This window comes from Mesorhizobium sp. M0676 (genome assembly GCF_040320535.1).
Classification (GTDB): Bacteria; Pseudomonadota; Alphaproteobacteria; order Rhizobiales; family Rhizobiaceae; genus Mesorhizobium.
The window spans coordinates 117,121-136,684 of record NZ_JAMYPU010000013.1; the positions used below are offsets into that span (position 1 = coordinate 117,121).

Annotated in this window: 19 protein-coding genes and 1 tRNA gene; 18 read left to right on the forward strand and 2 right to left on the reverse strand. The window is 61.4% G+C overall.

The window, feature by feature from the left end:
- The first annotated feature begins 85 nt into the window (after nt 1-85).
- The 17 genes from NKI35_RS16585 to NKI35_RS16665 all read left to right on the forward strand — a co-directional run bounded on the left by NKI35_RS16585 (nt 86) and on the right by NKI35_RS16665 (nt 17,475).
- Nucleotides 86-322, forward strand: a complete 237-nt coding sequence (locus NKI35_RS16585; RefSeq protein ID WP_023670963.1) for an Lrp/AsnC family transcriptional regulator — start codon at nt 86-88, stop codon at nt 320-322.
- Nucleotides 323-595: 273 nt separating this feature from the next.
- Nucleotides 596-2,008: a circularly permuted type 2 ATP-grasp protein gene (locus NKI35_RS16590; RefSeq protein WP_023670964.1), complete on the forward strand. Its 1,413-nt coding sequence runs from the start codon at nt 596-598 to the stop codon at nt 2,006-2,008.
- Between the two features lie 144 nt (nt 2,009-2,152).
- Nucleotides 2,153-3,094, forward strand: a complete 942-nt coding sequence (locus NKI35_RS16595) for an alpha-E domain-containing protein (protein ID WP_023670965.1) — start codon at nt 2,153-2,155, stop codon at nt 3,092-3,094.
- Nucleotides 3,095-3,179: 85 nt separating this feature from the next.
- Nucleotides 3,180-3,974: a transglutaminase family protein gene (locus NKI35_RS16600; protein WP_352740922.1), complete on the forward strand. Its 795-nt coding sequence runs from the start codon at nt 3,180-3,182 to the stop codon at nt 3,972-3,974.
- Between the two features lie 32 nt (nt 3,975-4,006).
- Nucleotides 4,007-4,738 carry a proteasome-type protease gene (locus tag NKI35_RS16605; protein WP_023684646.1) on the forward strand — a complete coding sequence of 244 codons (732 nt, stop codon included), beginning with the start codon at nt 4,007-4,009 and terminating at the stop codon, nt 4,736-4,738.
- A gap of 90 nt (nt 4,739-4,828) precedes the next feature.
- Nucleotides 4,829-6,244 carry a pyridoxal phosphate-dependent decarboxylase family protein gene (locus NKI35_RS16610; RefSeq protein WP_352740924.1) on the forward strand — a complete coding sequence of 472 codons (1,416 nt, stop codon included), beginning with the start codon at nt 4,829-4,831 and terminating at the stop codon, nt 6,242-6,244.
- Nucleotides 6,245-6,258: 14 nt separating this feature from the next.
- Entirely contained in the window at nt 6,259-6,705 is a 447-nt protein-coding gene (locus NKI35_RS16615; protein WP_023693406.1) for a hypothetical protein, read from the forward strand.
- A 115-nt stretch (nt 6,706-6,820) separates the two neighbouring features.
- Nucleotides 6,821-7,588: a DeoR/GlpR family DNA-binding transcription regulator gene (locus NKI35_RS16620; protein ID WP_023742487.1), complete on the forward strand. Its 768-nt coding sequence runs from the start codon at nt 6,821-6,823 to the stop codon at nt 7,586-7,588.
- Nucleotides 7,589-7,705: 117 nt separating this feature from the next.
- Nucleotides 7,706-9,226 carry a glycerol-3-phosphate dehydrogenase gene (gene glpD, locus NKI35_RS16625; protein WP_023700779.1) on the forward strand — a complete coding sequence of 507 codons (1,521 nt, stop codon included), beginning with the start codon at nt 7,706-7,708 and terminating at the stop codon, nt 9,224-9,226.
- 38 nt (nt 9,227-9,264) lie between these two features.
- Entirely contained in the window at nt 9,265-10,344 is a 1,080-nt protein-coding gene (locus NKI35_RS16630) for an ABC transporter ATP-binding protein (RefSeq protein ID WP_023696518.1), read from the forward strand.
- A 14-nt stretch (nt 10,345-10,358) separates the two neighbouring features.
- Nucleotides 10,359-11,450, forward strand: coding sequence for an ABC transporter ATP-binding protein (locus NKI35_RS16635; RefSeq protein ID WP_023696519.1), 1,092 nt, complete (start codon nt 10,359-10,361; stop codon nt 11,448-11,450).
- A complete protein-coding gene (locus NKI35_RS16640) occupies nt 11,451-12,317 on the forward strand; it encodes a carbohydrate ABC transporter permease (protein ID WP_023670975.1) in 867 nt (288 codons plus the stop codon).
- Nucleotide 12,318: 1 nt separating this feature from the next.
- Nucleotides 12,319-13,233: a carbohydrate ABC transporter permease gene (locus tag NKI35_RS16645; RefSeq protein WP_023670976.1), complete on the forward strand. Its 915-nt coding sequence runs from the start codon at nt 12,319-12,321 to the stop codon at nt 13,231-13,233.
- Between the two features lie 67 nt (nt 13,234-13,300).
- Nucleotides 13,301-13,588, forward strand: coding sequence for a DUF2160 domain-containing protein (locus tag NKI35_RS16650; RefSeq protein ID WP_023670977.1), 288 nt, complete (start codon nt 13,301-13,303; stop codon nt 13,586-13,588).
- A 77-nt stretch (nt 13,589-13,665) separates the two neighbouring features.
- Nucleotides 13,666-15,393 (forward strand): ABC transporter substrate-binding protein, encoded by a 1,728-nt coding sequence (locus NKI35_RS16655; protein WP_023670978.1) that lies wholly within the window; start codon nt 13,666-13,668, stop codon nt 15,391-15,393.
- Nucleotides 15,394-15,482: 89 nt separating this feature from the next.
- Complete coding sequence (gene glpK, locus NKI35_RS16660; RefSeq protein ID WP_352740928.1) at nt 15,483-16,976, forward strand: glycerol kinase GlpK; 1,494 nt, start codon at nt 15,483-15,485, stop codon at nt 16,974-16,976.
- Between the two features lie 22 nt (nt 16,977-16,998).
- The gene (locus NKI35_RS16665; RefSeq protein ID WP_023826984.1) at nt 16,999-17,475 is read left to right on the forward strand and encodes a DUF6882 domain-containing protein; all 477 of its coding nucleotides are present in this window, start codon (nt 16,999-17,001) and stop codon (nt 17,473-17,475) included.
- 90 nt (nt 17,476-17,565) lie between these two features.
- Here the strand turns inward: NKI35_RS16665 and NKI35_RS16670 are convergent, their stop codons facing one another.
- Nucleotides 17,566-18,057, reverse strand: coding sequence for a BA14K family protein (locus tag NKI35_RS16670; protein WP_023684657.1), 492 nt, complete (start codon nt 18,055-18,057; stop codon nt 17,566-17,568).
- 322 nt (nt 18,058-18,379) lie between these two features.
- Here NKI35_RS16670 and NKI35_RS16675 point away from each other — a divergent pair.
- Nucleotides 18,380-18,455 (forward strand) — tRNA-Lys (locus NKI35_RS16675).
- A gap of 40 nt (nt 18,456-18,495) precedes the next feature.
- Here NKI35_RS16675 and NKI35_RS16680 read toward each other — a convergent pair.
- A complete protein-coding gene (locus tag NKI35_RS16680; RefSeq protein WP_352740931.1) occupies nt 18,496-19,557 on the reverse strand; it encodes an ABC transporter ATP-binding protein in 1,062 nt (353 codons plus the stop codon).
- Nucleotides 19,558-19,564 lie beyond the last annotated feature (7 nt).

Sequence of the window (19,564 nt, forward strand, 5' to 3'; positions counted from 1 at the left end):
AGGCGCGCTCGGCCTGATGCTTGAAAGCCGGGCGGCAGTCTGCCACAAGGGCCGCTTGTGTGCTGAAGCTTGATCGGGACCGGCAATGAAGACGTTTTTCATGCAGATAAAGTGCGATCTGGGCAAGTCCTATGAGGTCGCCAGCGCGCTCGCCGATGCCGAAATCGCCTCGGAAATCTACTCGACCGCCGGCAATTACGACCTGCTTGCCAAATTCTACGTCGACGACGAGGAAGATGTCGGCCACTTCGTCAACGAGAAGGTGCAGATTATTCCCGGAATCAAGGACACCTTCACGGTCGTCACTTTCCGCGCATTCTAAAGCAATTCCAGGAAAAGTGTGAAGCGGTTTTCCGTCCGGAATTGCGGCAAAGCAAAAAGCCATGGCAGGTCGCCGTTTCCATGAAACGGTGAACTGCTATGGCCGCATCAGGCACTTGCCCGGCGACAAGGCAGAGCCTGATTAAGGTCCTGTTCCGACTGCCCGAATTTTGGGCAGTCGGAACATACTGATCGCCGATATCCTCCAAATCACCGATTGCGCTTGATTTTCTCCCGCGACGCCAGTGAAATGGCGTCACAGGGGAGTATGCGATTGGCAGCGTTCGATGAAATGCTTCCGGAAGTTTCCGGGCTTAGACAACCGTATACGGCTTACGACCGCTGGCTGAAGGAGCAGGACCCGGCCAGGCTTACCGAAAAGATGCAGGACGCCGAGCGCGTCTTCCGCAAGACCGGCATTACCTTCGCCGTCTATGGCGAGCAGGAAGCCTCCGAGCGGCTGATCCCCTTCGACATCGTGCCGCGCATCATCTCCGGCAATGAATGGCGAAGGCTGACGCAAGGCATCGAGCAGCGCGTGCAGGCGCTGAACGCTTTCCTCGACGACATTTACCACCGCCAGGAAATCCTGCGCGCCGGCCGCGTGCCGAGGGAGCTGATCGCCAGGAACGAGGCGTTCCTGCCGGAAATGATCGGAGTGCGGCCACCGGCCGGCGTCTACACCCACATTATCGGCGTCGATATCGTCCGCATCTCGGAGAACGAGTTCTACGTGCTGGAGGACAATGCGCGCACGCCGTCGGGGGTCTCCTACATGCTGGAGAACCGCGAGACGATGATGCAGCTCTTTCCCGAGCTGTTCCAGCAGATCAAGGTGCGGCCGGTGGAGAATTATCCGCAATTGCTGCGCCAGTCGCTGGCGGCAGTGCGGCCGCAAAGCACCAAGGGCGCACCGACCATTGCCGTGCTGACGCCGGGCAGCTTCAACTCCGCCTATTTCGAACATGCCTTCCTCGCCGACCAGATGGGCGTGCAACTGGTCGAAGGCCAGGATCTGCGCGTTGTAGACGGCCACGTCGCCATGCGCACGACCGAAGGCTACAAGCAGATCGACGTGCTTTACCGGCGCGTCGACGATTCCTTCCTCGATCCGCTGACCTTCCGGCCGGACTCGGCCCTTGGCGTGCCCGGCATTATGGACGTCTACCGCGCCGGCAACATCACCATCGCCAACGCGCCGGGAACCGGCATCGCCGACGACAAGGCGATTTATTCCTACATGCCCGACATCGTCGAGTTCTACACCGGCCGCAAGGCCATCCTCGGCAACATCCCGACCTGGCGCTGCTCGGAGCCCGACAGCCTGAAATACGTGCTCGAACACATCCATGAGCTGGTCATCAAGGAAGTGCACGGCTCCGGCGGCTACGGCATGCTGGTCGGCCCGGCTGCGACCAAGAAGGAATGCCAGGATTTCGCCAAGAAGCTGCAGGCGAAGCCCTCCAACTACATCGCCCAGCCGACGCTGGCGCTGTCGACTTGCCCGATCCTGACCGAAAAAGGCCTGTCGCCGCGCCATGTCGATCTCAGGCCCTATGTTCTGGTCTCCGACCGAATCCAGATCGTTCCCGGCGGCTTGACGCGGGTGGCGCTGAAGGAGGGGTCGTTGGTCGTGAATTCCTCGCAAGGCGGCGGCACGAAGGATACGTGGGTGTTGGACGATTAGGTAGACAGTAGACAGTAGGCAGTAGGCAGTAGGCAGTAGGCAGTAGGCAGTAGAGGGACAAGAAATGCCATATTCCACAGAGATTCAAATGCTTACTAATCCCTACTCACTATTCCCTACTCACTAGCCCGAAGGCCACTTCACATGCTTCTCGGCCGCACCGCCAACGGGCTCTACTGGATGAACCGCTATATCGAGCGGGCGGAAAACATGGCGCGTCTGGTCGATGCCGGCCTTCGCATGGCTCTGACCCGCACCCAGAGCGCGTCGGAAGAGTGGAATTCGGTGCTGCTCAGCGCCGGCTCCGACGTCACCTTCACGCAGAAATACAAGGACTATACCGCCGCCAACGTCGCCGACTTCCTGCTGCGCGACACCTCGAACCCGTCGAGCACGATGTCGGCGATCGAGACCGCTCGCAACAATGCCCGCATGGTGCGCACCGCGCTGACGCGCGAGACGTGGGAGAGCATCAACGAAGCCTGGATGGCCCTGAAGCGCATGCTGGCAAAGCCGATCGACGAGCGCGACCTGCCGAGTGTGCTCGACGCCATCAAGCGCGAGACGGCGCTGATCCGCGGCTCGTTCTACGGCACGATGCTGCGCAACGAGATCTTCGACTTCTCACAACTCGGCACCTATGTCGAGCGGGCCGACAACACGGCACGCATCCTCGACGTGAAATACTACGTGCTGCTGCCGTCGATCTCCTGGGTCGGCTCGAGCCTCGACAACTACCAATGGGAATCGATCCTGCGCTCGGTGTCGGCGCACCGTTCCTATCGCTGGGTCTATGAGGCCGACTACAAACCGACCAACATTGCCGACTATCTGATCCTCAATGTGCGCATGCCGCGCTCGCTGACCTTCTGTTATCGTTTTCTCGCCGAGCATCTGAAGTTCCTCGGCGACGATTATGGCGACCGTCATGCCTGCCACGCCACCGTCGACAGGACACAGGCGATGCTGCAGGCAGGGTCGATCAAGGACATATTCGACACCGGCCTGCACGAATTCCTGGCCAGATTCATTCAAGACAACACCAAGCTTGGCGAAGAGATCGCACAAGATTACCGGTTCAATTGAGCATGATCGCGAACCGGAGGACCGCGCTAGCGACAAGTGAGACCCGGTTTTCGGATAAGATCATGCTTACAAACGGAAAATAAGCATGCGGCTCAAGATCACCCACCGTACCGAATACCGCTACGACGCGCCGGTGCACTATCTGTTGCAGCGGCTACGCCTGTTACCGGTCAGTGGCCCGACGCAGACCGTGCTGTCCTGGGCGCTGAAGATCGAGGGCGCGCGCGAGGAAGTCCGCTTTAACGACCATTTCGGCAACGATAACAGGCTGTTGAGCGTCGAGGGCGAGCGCGACTTCATCACCGTCGAGGCCTCCGGCGAGGTTGTCACGCGCGACACAGCGGGCGTCTCGGGTCCGCATCAAGGCTTTGCGCCGCTGTGGCTGTTCAGCCAGGAGACAGCTTTGACCATCCCGGGCGAGGGCATAAGCGAGCTTGCCGCGGCGGTCGGCAAAGGTACCGACATCGAAAGGCTGCATCGGCTGATGGCGCTGATCGTCGAGCGCGTCGCCTACACGCCGGGCACCACCAGCGTGACGACCCCGGCGGAAGAGGCATTGGCGCTGAAGACCGGCGTTTGCCAGGATCACAGCCACATCTTTGTCACCGCAGCCCGCGTCATGGGTTTTCCGGCCCGCTATGTCAGTGGCTATCTGATGATGGATGCGGCCATCGAGCAGGCGGCAAGCCATGCCTGGGCCGAAGCCCATGTTCAGGGTCTCGGCTGGGTCGCCTTCGACGCCGCCAACGGCATTTCCCCCGATGAACGCTATGTCAGGGTAGCCACCGGCCGTGATTATCGCGACGCCTCGCCGGTGTCGGGAATTCGACTGGGACAGGCGGAGGAACAGCTTGCAGTCACCGTCACGGTAGAGCAGTAGTCTCCGGCAAGATTGCTGCCTGAAGAGATTCCATGACTTATTGCGTCGGCCTCAAGATCGATCGTGGGCTCGTGTTCATGTCGGACACGCGCACCAATGCAGGGATGGATTCGATCTCCACTTTCAAGAAGATGCATGTCTGGGAAGAGCCGGGCGAGCGCGTCATCGTGCTGATGTCGGCCGGCAATCTGGCTACGACGCAGGCCGTGGTCAGCCTGCTCGACGAGCGCACCAAGGCGGTGGCGGAACGCCACGCGACGCTGCTCGAGACCCCATCCATGTACCAGACGGTGCGGCTGGTCGGCGACACCGTCAAGGAAGTCATCGCCAGCTCGTCGCCTGCCGGCGAAAAGGCGGATTCCTATTTCAACGCCTCCTTCATCCTCGGCGGCCAGATCAAGGGCAGCCCGCCACGGCTGTTCATGATCTATCCCGAGGGCAATTTCATCGAATCGACCGACGACACGCCGTTCTTCCAGATCGGCGAGACCAAATACGGCAAGCCGATCATCATCCGTGCCTATGAAAGGACGATGAGCCTGGCTGAAACGGTCAAGCTCTTGCTGGTATCGTTCGATTCGACGCTGAAATCGAACCTGTCCGTCGGCCTGCCTCTCGACCTTCTGTTCCTGGAGGAGGACACGTTCACGGTGGGTTTGAAAAAGCGCATCGGCCAGGACGATCGATATTATCGTGCTATTTCCGAAGGCTGGTCGAACGCGTTGAAGACAGCCTTTGCCAGCCTGCCGGATTTTCCGGGGTAGCGCGGGAACCTTCGTCGCGGTTGCCTGTCTCTATTTAACATGTTAATCAAAATTCAAACGGCTGGGCTGATCGGCGCGTCGGGAGGATCCATGGACAACGAGCAATTCCGCGACTGGTCGAGGCGCGCCGCCGACTGGGGCGCTGATTACCGCGCCGGCCTTCGCGATCGGCCCGTGCGACCTGCCGTAGCGCCGGGCGAGATCTTCAGGAGCATCGAAGCTTCTCCGCCGGAGGCCGCGGAATCGATGGAGACGATCTTCGCCGATTTCGAAGCCAAGATCGTGCCCGGCATGACGCATTGGCAGCATCCGCGTTTCTTTGCTTATTTCCCGGCCAATGCAGCACCCGTCTCGGTGGTGGCCGAATATCTGGTCTCTGCGATGGCCGCGCAGTGCATGCTGTGGCAGACTTCGCCGGCGGCGACAGAGCTTGAGACGCGCATCGTCGACTGGATGCGCCAGGCGCTCGGCCTGCCCGAAGGCTTTTCCGGCGTGATCCAGGACTCCGCATCATCGGCGACGCTGGCCGCCGTGTTGACCATGCGCGAGCGCACGCTCGACTGGCAGGGCAACAAGAAGGGTCTTTCCGGGCAGGGCAGGCTGCGCGTCTATTCCTCCGACCAGGTGCACACCTCGATCGACCGCGCCATCTGGGTCGCCGGCATTGGCGAGGAAAACCTCGTCCGCATTCCCGTCGCTGGCACCTACCGCGCCATGGATACCGCGGCTTTGGAAGCGGCGATTGTTGCCGACCGCGCGGCCGGCCTGTTGCCGGCCGGCATCATCGCGTGCGTCGGCGGCACCAGCACCGGCGGCACCGACGACATCGCTGAAGTGGCCGCGGTGGCCAAACGCCAGGGGCTCTATCTGCATATCGACGCCGCCTGGGCCGGATCGGCGATGATCTGTCCGGAATACCGGCATTTCTGGACCGGTGTCGAGCGCGCGGACTCGATCGTCTTCAACCCGCACAAATGGCTGGGCGCGCAATTCGACTGCTCGATCCAGTTCGTCCGCCAGCCGGAGGATCTCGTGCGCACGCTGGCGATCAAGCCGGACTATCTGAAAACTCGCGGCCATGACGGCATCATCAACTACTCCGAATGGTCGGTGCCTCTCGGCCGTCGCTTCCGGGCGCTGAAGCTGTGGTTCCTGCTGCGCGCCCATGGCCTCGAGGCGCTGCGCACCATGATCCGCAATCACGTCGCCTGGAGCGAAGGCATAGCAGCGCGCCTGGCCGAGGAGGAGGATTTCGAGCTCGCCAGCCAGCCGATGCTGTCGCTGTTCTCGTTCCGGCATCGCGCCGCATCCGGCGTTGACTCCGACGAGCACAATTTGCGTCTGGTCGACGCCATCAACAATGACGGCCGTATCTACCTGACGCAGACGCGTGTCGATGGCCGGGTCGCCATCCGCTTCCAGGCAGGCCAGTTCGAGACAACCGCGGCCGATGTCGATACCGCCTTCACTGTCATCTGCGAGTGTGCAAGATCCCCGAAGGACTGACAGGGATTGCCCGGGTGGTTGCCGCCGCCGGGGCAAGCCAGCAAGGACTTGCGAGCAAGCATATGGCCGGAAGGGCCGAAGGGGTTAGCCAGAATCTGACGGGCGTCTGGAGCGGGCGCTATTTCTATCCGCGCGAACTGCCGCCGGTTTCCTTCGTTGCAACGCTGATCGAGACGGCAACCAGCTTGACGGGGATGACCCACGAACCGGCGGCGACCAGCACGGCAAGATACGCAAGCCTGCAGGGGCAGCGAGAGGGCAACGCCGTCTCCTTTACCAAGACATACGACAAGGCCGAATTGAAGGCGCACCCGATTCACTACAGCGGCATCATCAACGGTGATGCAACCGAGATCAAAGGCACTTGGCGAATCCCGGGATACTGGTCCGGCAATTTCCTGATGATCCGCTCGCCAGGTAAAGTCGCGGCTGTCACCCGCAAGGTGGCGGAGCGGGTCTGAGCCGTATCTGCCCGGTTCGCCTTTGCAATCATCGATATTTCATTAGCCGGCGTCTCCCTTTTCATTGCTTTCGTTTTCAGCTACAAACAAGAAAAACGAAAACGGGAGGTTCTCAGTGTATTTGTCGCCGCGCCATGCCGAAATCATCCAGATGGCGAAGGACCATGGCCGTGTGCTGGTCGATGACCTCGCCACGCATTTCAACGTGACGCCACAGACCATCCGCAAGGACCTCAACGATCTCTGCGACCAGCGGTTGCTGACGCGCATCCATGGCGGGGCCCTGTTCCCGTCCGGCATCGAGAACATGGAGTATGAGGCGCGCCGCAAGATTGCCGCCGACGAGAAGGAGGCCATCGGCCGCGCGGCGGCCAGGCTGATACCCGACAACGCCTCCCTGTTCATCAACATCGGCACCACGACCGAGTCGGTCAGCAAGGCGCTGCTCGACCATACCGGGCTGATGGTCATCACCAATAATATCAATGTTGCCAACAGGATGCGCATCTATCCTTCGATCGAGGTGGTAATCGCCGGCGGCGTCGTGCGTGGCTCCGACGGCGGCGTTGTCGGCGAGGCCGCGGTCGATTTCATCAGGCAGTTCAAGGTCGACTATGCGGTGATCGGCGCCTCGGCCATCGACCATGACGGCGCGTTGCTCGATTTCGACTTTCGCGAAGTGAAAGTGGCGCAAGCCATTATCGCCAATGCCAGGCATGTCATCCTGGTCTCCGACCAGACCAAGTTCGAACGCACCGCGCCGGTTCGCATCGGCCATCTCTCGCAGGTAAACACCTTCATCACCGACCGTTGCGACATCCCGTCGGTGCGCCGGATCTGCGAAGAGGCCGAGGTGCAATTGATTGAAACGTCGCTCGGATAGCGGCGCTATCACAGCCCCGTGATATTTCGTTTGACATTCGTTCTTATTTCGAAATAATCCCGCTACGGTTTCGTAAATACCTAAAAATGCTGCAATGCGAAATCGCGGGAGGGCTTTGTGGACGCAGTCCGTGACATCTTCGTCATCGGTGGCGGCATCAATGGCTGCGGCATCGCCCGCGACGCCGTTGGGCGGGGCTTTTCGGTGTTTCTGGCCGAGATGAACGACCTCGCCAGCGGAACCTCCTCCGGTTCGACCAAGCTGATCCATGGCGGCCTGCGCTATCTCGAATTCTACGAGTTCCGGCTGGTGCGCGAGGCGCTGATGGAGCGCGAGGTTCTTTGGAAGAACGCGCCGCACATCATCTGGCCGATGCGCTTCGTGCTGCCCTATGCCAAGGGCCTGCGCCCGGCCTGGCTGATCCGGCTCGGCCTGTTCCTCTACGATCATATTGGTGGCCGCAAATTGCTGCCGGCGACCCGAACACTGGACATGTCCAAGGATCCGGCGGGCAAGCCGCTGAAGCCGCTGTTTCACAAGGCCTTCGAGTACTCGGACGGCTGGGTCAACGATGCCCGGCTGGTGGTGTTGAACGCGCGTGACGCCGCCGACCGCGGCGCCACCATCCGCACCCGCACGAAAGTCGTCGGGGCGCGGCGCGAAGGCGATCTATGGGCGATCCGCGTGGAAGACGTGCGGACGGGAGATGCCGACGAGGTCAAGGCCCGGCTGCTGGTCAATGCCGCCGGTCCATGGGTCGATCACGTCCTGTCGACCACCGTGGGCCAGAACGACGTGCACAATGTGCGCCTGGTGCAGGGCAGTCATATCGTCATCAAAAAGAAGTTCGATGATCCGCGCGCCTACTTCTTCCAGAACAAGGACGGGCGCATCATTTTCGCCATCCCTTACGAGGAAGAATTTACGCTGATCGGCACCACCGATCGCGACTATCCCGGCGATCCGCATGACGTGAAGATCAGCGACACCGAGATCGACTATCTCTGCGCGGCGGCGAGCGAATATTTTGCTGAAGCCGTGACGCGCCCCGACATCGTCTGGACCTATTCGGCCGTGCGCCCGCTCTACGACGACGGCGCTTCGAAGGCGCAGGAAGCGACCCGCGACTATGTGTTGAAAGCCGATGGCGGCGAGGGCAAGGCGCCGATCGTCAACGCTTTCGGCGGCAAGATCACCACCTACCGCCGGCTGTCGGAATCGATGCTGGAAAAGATCGAAGGTTTTCTCGGCAAGCGCGGCAAGCCGTGGACGGCGAACGCGCCCTTGCCGGGCGGCGATTTCCCGGCCACCGGTTTCGACGTCCAGGTGGCGAAGCTGAAGAGCGCCTATCCTTTCCTCGACCAGCGCCTGGCGCGTCGGTTGACCAGGCTTTACGGCACGCGCGCGCAAGTGCTGCTCGGCCTCGCCAAGTCGAACGCCGATCTCGGCCGCAATTTCGGCGCCGATCTCTATGAGGCCGAGGTACGCTACCTCAGCGAAAACGAATGGGCGCTGACCGCCGAAGATGTATTGTGGCGTCGCACCAAGCGCGGTCTGCATCTCAGCCGCGAACAGGCCTCGGCGCTTGACGAATTCATGCGCGGCATCAGCCGGCGCCATGTCGCGGCAGCGGAATAGGGAAGGCGATTGATGCACAAAGCCTGGGAGGAGGCATCATGCTGGAACTGAGAAACGTGACGAAGATGGTCGGCGCGGTGGAGCATATCCGCGACGTGTCGCTGACGCTTCAGCACGGCTCGCTCAACGTTTTGCTCGGGCCGACACTGTCGGGCAAGACCAGCCTGATGCGGCTGATGGCCGGACTCGACGTGCCGACCACCGGTTCAGTCTGGTTCGACGGCCAGAATGTCACCGGCATGCCGGTGCAGCAGCGCAAGATCGCCATGGTCTATCAGCAGTTCATCAACTACCCCGCGATGACCGTCTACGAGAACATCGCCTCGCCGTTGCGCGTCGCCGGCACCGACCAGGCCAAGATCGACAAGGAAGTCCGCAACGCGGCAGGGCTTTTGAAGCTCACACCCTATCTCGACCGCACGCCGCTCAGCCTGTCCGGCGGCCAGCAGCAGCGTACGGCGCTGGCCCGCGCCATTGTCAAGAATGCCAGCCTGGTGCTGCTCGACGAGCCGCTCGCCAACCTCGACTACAAATTGCGCGAGGAGCTGCGCGCCGAACTGCCCAAGATATTTGCCGCCGCCGGCACTATTTTCGTCTACGCCACGACCGAGCCGCATGAAGCCTTGCTGCTCGGCGGCAATACGGCGACGCTGTCCGAGGGGCGGATCACCCAATTCGGGCCGACCATCGACGTCTTCCGCAAGCCGATCGACCTGGTGACGGCGAAAACCTTTGCCGATCCGCCGCTCAACACCATCGTGCTGGCCAAGAAAGGTCCCGATTTCCTTCTCGAGGGCGGCGTCAAGCTGCCGGTACCGGCCGAACTCGCCGGCATTTCCGACGCCAACTACACGATCGGCTTCCAGCCGCATCATCTGTCGCTCGAGCGGCCCAACGCTGCCGCCGTGCCGGTGCGCGCCAAGGTGACGATCACCGAGATTACCGGCTCGGAAAGCTTCATCCATCTCGATTTCGCCGACGCGCGCTGGGTCATGCTGACCCACGGCATCCGCGATTTCGAGCCCGACGCCGAGATCGAGGTGTTTATCGATCCGCGCCACATCATGGTCTTCGACAGCAACGGCAGCGCCGTCGCCGCGCCGAAGCTTGCGGCCTGAAGGGGAAGAAAGAGATGGCGCGCATCGACGTCAACCATGTCAGGCACTCCTACCTGCCCAACCCGCAGAAGGATGCCGATTTTGCGCTGCGGGAAGTGCACCACACTTTCGAGGATGGCGGCGCCTATGCGCTGCTTGGGCCCTCGGGTTGCGGCAAGACCACGCTGCTCAACATCATTTCGGGACTTCTGCAACCCTCGCACGGTGAGTTGCTGTTCAACGGCAAGGACGTCACCAATCTGTCGACGCAGGAGCGCAATATTGCGCAGGTGTTCCAATTCCCGGTCATCTACGACACCATGACGGTGTACGACAATCTGGCCTTCCCGCTGCGCAACCGCGGCGTGCCGGAGGCCGATGTCGACCGCAAGGTGCGCGAGACGTTGGAGATGATCGACCTGGCGTCGTGGGCGAAGAAGAAGGCGAGGGGCCTGACCGCCGACCAGAAGCAGAAGATCTCGCTCGGCCGCGGCCTGGTGCGCTCGGATGTCAATGCCATCCTGTTCGACGAACCGCTGACGGTCATCGATCCGCATATGAAGTGGGTGCTGCGCTCGCAATTGAAGCAACTTCACCGCCGCTTCGGCTACACCATGGTCTATGTCACCCATGACCAGACTGAAGCGCTGACCTTCGCCGACCAGGTCGTCGTCATGTATGATGGCGGTATCGTCCAGATCGGCACGCCGGCCGAATTGTTCGAGCGCCCGCGCCACACTTTCGTCGGTTATTTCATCGGCTCGCCCGGGATGAACGTCATGCCGGTGGCGATCGACGGCAAGACCGCGACCATCGGCAGCCAGCGGATCGAGCTGCCCGGCGCGCCAAAGACCGCCGCTGGGAGCTCCGGCGCCATCGAACTCGGCATCCGCCCCGAATATGTCAGGCTCGGCCGTGACGGCATGGCGGTTAAAATCAGCAAGGTCGAGGATCTCGGCCGCCACAAGGTGGTGCGCGCCAGCCTCGAAGGCCGCGAGATCGCTGCCGTCATCGGCGAGGACGAGAGCGTGCCGGCCGACCCAAAGGTTCGCTTCGATCCGGCCGGCATCAACATCTATGCCGATTCCTGGCTGGTTGAGATGGGGCGTGTCGAGATGGGGGCATAGATGGAAAAGACCTGGAACAACAAGGCCTGGTTCCTGGTGCTGCCGGTGCTGGTGCTGGTGGCGTTCTCGGCCGTCATTCCGCTGATGACGGTCGTCAACTATTCGGTGCAGGACACCTTCGGCAACAACGTCTTCTTCTGGGCAGGCACCCAGTGGTTCGAGGAACTGCTGTCGTCCAGCCGCTTCTGGGAAGCGATGGTGCGCAACCTGATCTTCTCCTTCATCATTCTGGCCATCGAAGTGCCGCTCGGCATATTCATCGCGCTCAACATGCCGAAGAAGGGCTGGGGCGTGCCGGTCTGCCTGGTGCTTATGTCGTTGCCGCTGCTCATTCCGTGGAACGTTGTCGGCACCATCTGGCAGGTCTTCGGCCGCAACGACATCGGCCTGCTCGGCTACTACGTCAACGCGCTCGGCATCGACTACAATTACGTTCAGGATCCGTTCGACGCCTGGGTCACCATCATCATCATGGACGTCTGGCACTGGACCAGCCTTGTCGTGCTGCTCTGCTATGCCGGCCTGGTTTCGATCCCGGATGCCTTCTACCAGGCGGCCAAGATCGACGGCGCCTCGCGCTGGGCGGTGTTCCGTTATATCCAGCTGCCGAAGATGCAGCGTGTGCTTTTGATCGCCGTGCTGTTGCGCTTCATGGATAGCTTCATGATCTACACCGAGCCCTTCGTCGTCACCGGCGGCGGCCCCGGCAACTCGACCACCTTCCTGTCGATCGACCTCGTCAAGACCGCGCTCGGCCAGTTCGACCTCGGTCCGGCGGCCGCCATGTCGCTGGTCTACTTCCTGATCATCCTGTTGTTGTCGTGGGTGTTCTACACCGTGATGACCAACTACGACGCGGAGCGCTGAGATGAGCGGCGCCAACGAAAGAGCCGACAGAGTGAGCGAAACCACCGCTTCGGGAAAATTGGCGAGCACGCTTTCGCAGGATCAGGTCGCCCGGCTGATGCGCAAGCGCGGCGAGGAATCGCGCTGGTGGTGGATCGTGCCGACGATCTACATCATCGTGCTTCTGCTGCCGATCTACTGGCTCATCAACATGAGCTTCAAGACCAATGCCGAGATCGTCTCCTCGCTGACGCTCTATCCACATCAGCCTACGATCGCCAACTACGTCACTATCTTCACCGATGCGTCCTGGTATTCGGGCTACATCAACTCGATCACCTATGTTGTCATGAACATGGTGATTTCCGTGGCTGCGGCGCTGCCGGCGGCCTACGCCTTTTCGCGCTACCGCTTCCTCGGCGACAAGCATCTGTTCTTCTGGCTGCTGACCAACCGCATGGCGCCGCCGGCAGTGTTCGCGCTGCCGTTCTTCCAGCTCTATTCGGCTTTCGGCCTGATCGACACCCACATCGCTGTGGCGCTGGCGCACTGCCTGTTCAACGTGCCGCTGGCGGTGTGGATCCTCGAAGGCTTCATGTCGGGCGTGCCCAAAGAGATCGACGAAACAGCCTATATCGACGGCTACTCCTTCCCGCGCTTCTTCGTCAGGATATTCATGCCGCTGATCGCCAGTGGCATCGGTGTCGCCTGCTTCTTCTGCTTCATGTTCTCATGGGTCGAGCTTTTGATCGCTCGCACGCTGACGACCACCGATGCCAAGCCCATCGCCGCCACCATGACCCGCACCGTTTCGGCCGCCGGCATGGATTGGGGCCTGCTTGCCGCCGCCGGCGTGCTGACGCTGATCCCCGGCGCGCTCGTCATCTGGTTTGTCCGCAACTACATCGCCAAGGGCTTCGCCCTGGGGAGGGTGTGATGAAACAAAAGCACGGGTTCATCCTCACCACCACCGCCAAGGGCTTTGCCCTGGGGAGGGTGTCACCATGAATCTCGACCTCACCTGGATGGCGTGGACGTGGCCGACGGCGGCGTTCTTCGGCACCATTCTTCTGCTGCTGTGCGGCATGGCGTTTTGGGAATTTGCCTCGCCGGGCGGCAATCCGCGCGTCGGCATCCTGCGCTTCGAGACGACGCGCGGCGACCGTCTTTTTCTGTCGCTGCTTGGCAGCGCCTTTATCCATCTCGCTTGGCTGGGTCTTGTCGGATCCAACCTATGGTGGGCTCTCGCTCTCTCCGTGGTCTACGCCGTCGGCGTGTTCCGCTACGTATAGAGGGGGAAACTGTTGGATCGACCGCGTGCCGGCGGCCGTTCCAGATCGCACTTGAAACCTAAATGTGGAGGAAACCTATGCGACGGCAATTTTTAACATCAACAACTGCCCTTGTCCTGTTGCTCGGGGTAGGCAACGCCTACGCCGGAATGGATGAGGCCAAGGCGTTTCTGGACAAGGAAATCGGCCCGCTGTCGACGCTCGACCGCGCCGGCCAGGAAGCAGAAATGCAGTGGTTCATCGATGCCGCGAAGCCTTTCGCCGGCATGGACATCAAGGTCGTGTCCGAAACCATCGCCACCCACCAGTATGAATCGCAGGTGCTGGCGCCGGCCTTTACCGCCATCACTGGCATCAAGATCACGCATGACGTCATCCAGGAAGGCGACGTCGTCGAGAAGATCCAGACCCAGATGCAGACCGGCCAGAACCTTTATGACGGCTGGGTCAACGATTCCGACCTGATCGGCACCCACTGGCGCTACCAGCAGGTCCGCAACCTGACCGACTGGATGGCGGGCGAGGGCAAGGACGTTACCAATCCCAACCTCGACCTGAAGGATTTTATCGGCACCTCCTTCACCACGGCGCCGGACAAGAAGCTCTATCAGCTGCCCGACCAGCAGTTCGCCAACCTCTACTGGTTCCGTTATGACTGGTTCAACGACGAGAAGAACAAGGCCGACTTCAAGGCGAAATACGGCTACGACCTCGGCGTTCCCGTCAACTGGTCGGCCTATGAGGACATCGCCGAGTTCTTCACCGGCCGCGAGATCGACGGCAAGAAGGTCTATGGCCACATGGACTACGGCAAGAAGGACCCGTCGCTCGGCTGGCGCTTCACCGACGCCTGGCTGTCGATGGCCGGCAACGGCGACAAGGGCCTGCCGAACGGCCTGCCGGTCGACGAATGGGGCATCAAGGTCAACGAGAAATCACAGCCGGTCGGCTCCTGCACGGCGCGCGGCGGCGACACCAACGGCCCGGCTGCCGTCTACTCCATCCAGAAATACCTCGACTGGCTGAAGGCCTACGCTCCGGCCGAAGCCCAGGGCATGACCTTCTCCGAATCCGGCCCGGTGCCGGCACAGGGTGCGGTCGCGCAGCAGATATTCTGGTACACCGCCTTCACCGCTTCGATGGTCGACGCCGGCGCCAAGGCGGTGCTGAACGACGACGGAACGCCGAAGTGGCGCATGGCCCCGTCGCCGCATGGCGTCTACTGGAAGGACGGCATGAAGCTCGGCTATCAGGACGTGGGTTCCTGGACGCTGATGAAGTCGACGCCGACCGACCGCGCCAAGGCCGCCTGGCTCTACGCGCAGTTCGTGACCTCGAAGACGGTCGACGTGAAGAAGAGCCATGTCGGCTTGACCTTCATCCGCGAAAGCACGATCCACGACAAGAGCTTCACCGAACGTGCGCCGAAGCTCGGTGGTCTGATCGAGTTCTACCGCTCGCCGGCCCGCGTTCAGTGGTCGCCGACCGGCACCAACGTGCCCGATTATCCGAAGCTGGCACAGCTCTGGTGGCAGGCGATCGGCGATGCCTCGTCCGGCGCCAAGACGGCGCAGGAAGCCATGGACTCGCTCTGCGCCGAGCAGGAAAAAGTCATGACCCGCATCGAGAAGTCGGGCGTCCAGGGCGATATCGGCCCGAAGATGGCCGAAGAGCATGACCTCGCCTACTGGAACGCCGACGCGGTCAAGAACGGCAATCTCGCGCCTCAGCTGAAGATCGAGAACGAGAAGGAAAAGCCGATCACCATCAACTACGACGAACTGGTGAAGAGCTGGCAGAAGTAATCTTGGCGTACGCGCCAGGATCATAGTGAACGGGGAGGCGGCATCTTGCCGTCTCCCCTGTTTGTATAGGCGAGCTACCGGGAGGACTAATGACCGGATACATCCTTGCAATCGACCAGGGTACGACATCGACCAGGGCGATCCTGTTCGACGGCGCGATGAAGGTCGCCGGCAGCAAGCAGCAGGAATTCACGCAGCATTATCCTGCCTCCGGCTGGGTCGAGCATGATCCGGAAGAGATCTGGGCAAGCGTCGTCGCGACGGTCAAAGGCGCGCTGAAGGCCGCCGGCCGCGAGGCCTCAGATGTGGCGGCGATCGGCATCACCAACCAGCGCGAAACCGTCGTCATCTGGGACAAGGCGACTGGCAAGCCGATCCACAATGCCATCGTCTGGCAGGACCGCCGCACCGCGCCGCTCTGCCAGAAGCTGAAAAAACAGGGCCTGGAGAAAAAGTTCACCAAGAAGACCGGCCTGCTGCTCGATGCCTATTTCTCCGGCACCAAGATCGCCTGGATGCTGGACAAGGTGAACGGTGCGAGAAAGCGAGCCGAAAAGGGCGAACTGCTCGCCGGCACCATCGACAGTTTTTTGATCTGGCGGCTGACCGGCGGCAAGGTGCATGCGACAGATGCCACCAACGCCTCGCGCACGCTGGTCTACAACATCGAGAAAAATGTCTGGGACGACGAGCTGCTCTCCATCCTGCGCATCCCGGTGGCGATGCTGCCTGAGGTTAAGGATTGCGCCGACGACTACGGCGTGACGGAAAAAAGCCTGTTTGGCGCCGAAATCAAAATCCTTGGCGTGGCCGGCGATCAGCACGCAGCGACCATCGGCCAGGCCTGTTTCGAGCCAGGCATGATGAAATCGACCTATGGCACCGGCTGCTTTGCGCTGCTCAACACCGGCGCCGATCTGGTGCGCTCGAAGAACCGGCTGTTGACCACCATCGCCTATCGGCTGAACGGCAAGACTACCTATGCCTTGGAAGGCTCGATCTTCATCGCCGGTGCCGCCGTGCAATGGCTGCGCGACGGCATCAAGGTGATCGGCAAGGCCGAGCATAGCGGCGTTTTGGCGGCAACCGCCGACCCCACGCAGAACGTCTATCTGGTGCCGGCTTTCGTCGGTCTCGGCGCGCCGCATTGGGACGCCGAGGCGCGTGGCGCGATCTTCGGGCTGACCCGCAACTCTGGCCCGGCGGAGTTCGCCCGCGCGGCGCTGGAATCCGTCGCCTACCAGACGCGCGATCTCCTCGACGCAATGCGCAAGGACTGGAAGGGGGCGTCGGCCAAAACCGTGCTTCGCGTCGACGGCGGCATGGTGGCCTCCGACTGGACCATGCAGCGGCTGGCCGATATCCTCGATGCGCCGGTCGATCGCCCGACCATTCTGGAGACGACGGCGCTGGGTGCGGCGTGGCTTGCCGGCTCGAAAGCAGGCGTGTGGCCGAAGGCGAAGGATTTTGCCAAGAGCTGGGCGCTCGAGCGCCGCTTCAAGCCGGACATGGATGCCACGGTGCGTTCGGCAAAACTGGCCGGCTGGCGCGATGCGGTGCGCCGGACGCTGAGCGTACGGTAGTAAATCGTGGCGGGGGAAGGGGATGAATCCACACTGGTATGTCGCCTGGCGCGACGAGGCTGTCGAACAATTGGATGCAAAGAATGCACGCTTGCAGCAGGCATTCCGACTCGGCAGTTGGCCTCGCTATGACTATGATCTGACGGAAGGAAAGCTTCTGTTCTCGGACAACGGCATCACCAAGGTCGTCGCCGAAATCCAAATCGCCGGATCGACGAGTGCCAAGGCCAGCAACTGGCTCTGGGCTTGGGCAAATTCAAACCTGCCTGGCGAACTGCTTGCCGACGCAAAGCTGGTTCGGTCATTCGGACAGGAGCATTCCATTGATGAGCTGGCTCAATCCTATGCGATAGATTTGAACAACGACCTGGAAGTGCTCGGCTGGAAGATGACCGCAGTTGCGGTTCGAATCTGCAACGGCCTCGGTGCATACCGTTCTCCGCGTGGTGAAGGCGGAGCCCTGTATCTGATCTTCAAGAGCGTCAATTGGGCCAGCTAATCCGCCGCGCCCGTACCCAAGCAACCTACGGAAAGGCCCGCGCCGTTGCCGGCGCAGGCTTTTCTACTCAACACTTGGTACCAACTCAGCTCAATAGGGCGAATTGCACTGTTGACGCGGGCCGTAATTGGGCTGGAATGTGTTGTCCGAAGCGCGGTACGACCGATAGCGGTCGTAGCACCACTGCACATGGGCATCGCCGCGGTTGTTCTCGCTGTTGACGATCGCACCGGTGATCAAGGCGCCGGTGGCGAAGGCAGCCAGCGGGAACCAGTAGTCGCCGTGACGGCGATAGCCGCGGTGATATTCGCGATAGCCGCGATGGCCATTCCAATAGCTGCCGCCATCATTGTTGCGCGAGAACTGGCGGCCTACGCGGAAATCGCGATTGCCGGAATTGCGGTTGCCATGGCGCATCCACCGCCAGTTGTCATGACGAGAATCGCCCACATTCACGATGTCGGACGAAGTTGCTGATGACTGGGGCACGAACATCTGGGCGGCATTGGCCGGCATAGCGGCGGCCGCGGCAAACGAAATTGACAGGGTGGTCGCCAGTAGACCCGTTGCGATCTTGTTCATGATCTTCTCCTTGAAGGGTGGTTGACGTCCCTTGTGAGACGAAAACGGCCCGCTCGTGCGATGGTTTCCACCAAAACAGTAAGTTGCTGATTTGTAATGTTTCTCGAATTTGGCGCGTGAGAAAAGGCGCGTTTCGCGCGCCAACAGATCGAAGCGGCGACCACGTTGCGGGAGCGGCTCACCGGGCTGGTGACGACGCAATTTGCGGCGCGTCGGGCGATGGCCGAAACCCCGGTGGAACGGCCATCTTTTTCCGGTTGACCGGTCGCGGCACTCTCCCTATGTTCCGCGCAATTTCGAGGGCGGCCTTTAGAGCCCGCGGGAGCGCGTAGCTCAGCCGGTAGAGCAACTGACTTTTAATCAGTAGGTCTCGGGTTCGAACCCCGACGCGCTCACCAGAAATATTTCGTGCGAAAGTTGCTCCCTGTCAGCAGCCCCCTACAATCGCCGCCCGGTCTTGACGTCGAACAGATGAGCACAGGCGCGGTCAATCTCGATGCGCATCTGCTCGCCCTGTTTCAGTGCCAGCCGCTCGCGGAAAAGGCAGGAGATTTCTTCTCCGGCGCAGTCGACCCTGGCAAAGATTTCCGAACCCGTTGCTTCCAAAAGCACGATCGTGCCGGGGATTCCTTTGGCGGTCGTCGCTCGGATGTGTTCGGGCCGGATGCCGTAGATGAGGTCGCCGCCGGGAATGTTGGTCAGGTCGATGCCTTCTGGCAGCGGCAAGATCAGTCCACCGGCGCTGCGGAAAACGCCTTCCTCGACATGGCCGCGAATGAAATTCATCGCCGGCGAGCCGATGAAGCCGGCAACGAAGAGGTTGGCCGGGCGATCGTAGAGATCGAGCGGCGCGCCGATCTGCTCGACAAGGCCGTCATGCAGCACGACGATCTTGTCGGCCATGGTCATGGCCTCGATCTGGTCGTGGGTGACGTAGATGGTGGTGGTTCCCAGCCGCTGGTGCAGCGCCTTGATCTCGCCGCGCATCTGCACGCGCAATTTGGCGTCGAGATTGGACAGCGGCTCGTCGAACAGGAACACCTGCGGGTCGCGCACGATGGCGCGGCCCATGGCGACGCGCTGGCGCTGGCCGCCGGAAAGCTGACGCGGATAGCGGTCGAGCAGCTTGTCCAGGCCGAGAATGCTGGCGGCCCTCCCGACGCGGCCGGCGGTGTCGGCCGGATCGGCTTTCTTGATCTTCAGGGCAAAGCCCATATTGTCGGCCACCGTCATATGCGGATAGAGCGCGTAGTTCTGGAACACCATGGCGATGTTTCGGTCGCGCGCCCTGAGATTGTTGACGACGCGATCGCCAATGGCGATCCTGCCGCCCGTGATCGTTTCCAGTCCGGCAATCATGCGCAGCAGCGTAGACTTTCCGCAGCCCGACGGCCCGACCAGGATGACGAATTCGCCATCGGCGATGTCGACGCTGACATCGTGGATGATCTTGGCGGCTCCGAAAGCCTTCTGAACGTTGTTGATTGTTACCGATGCCATTGGATTT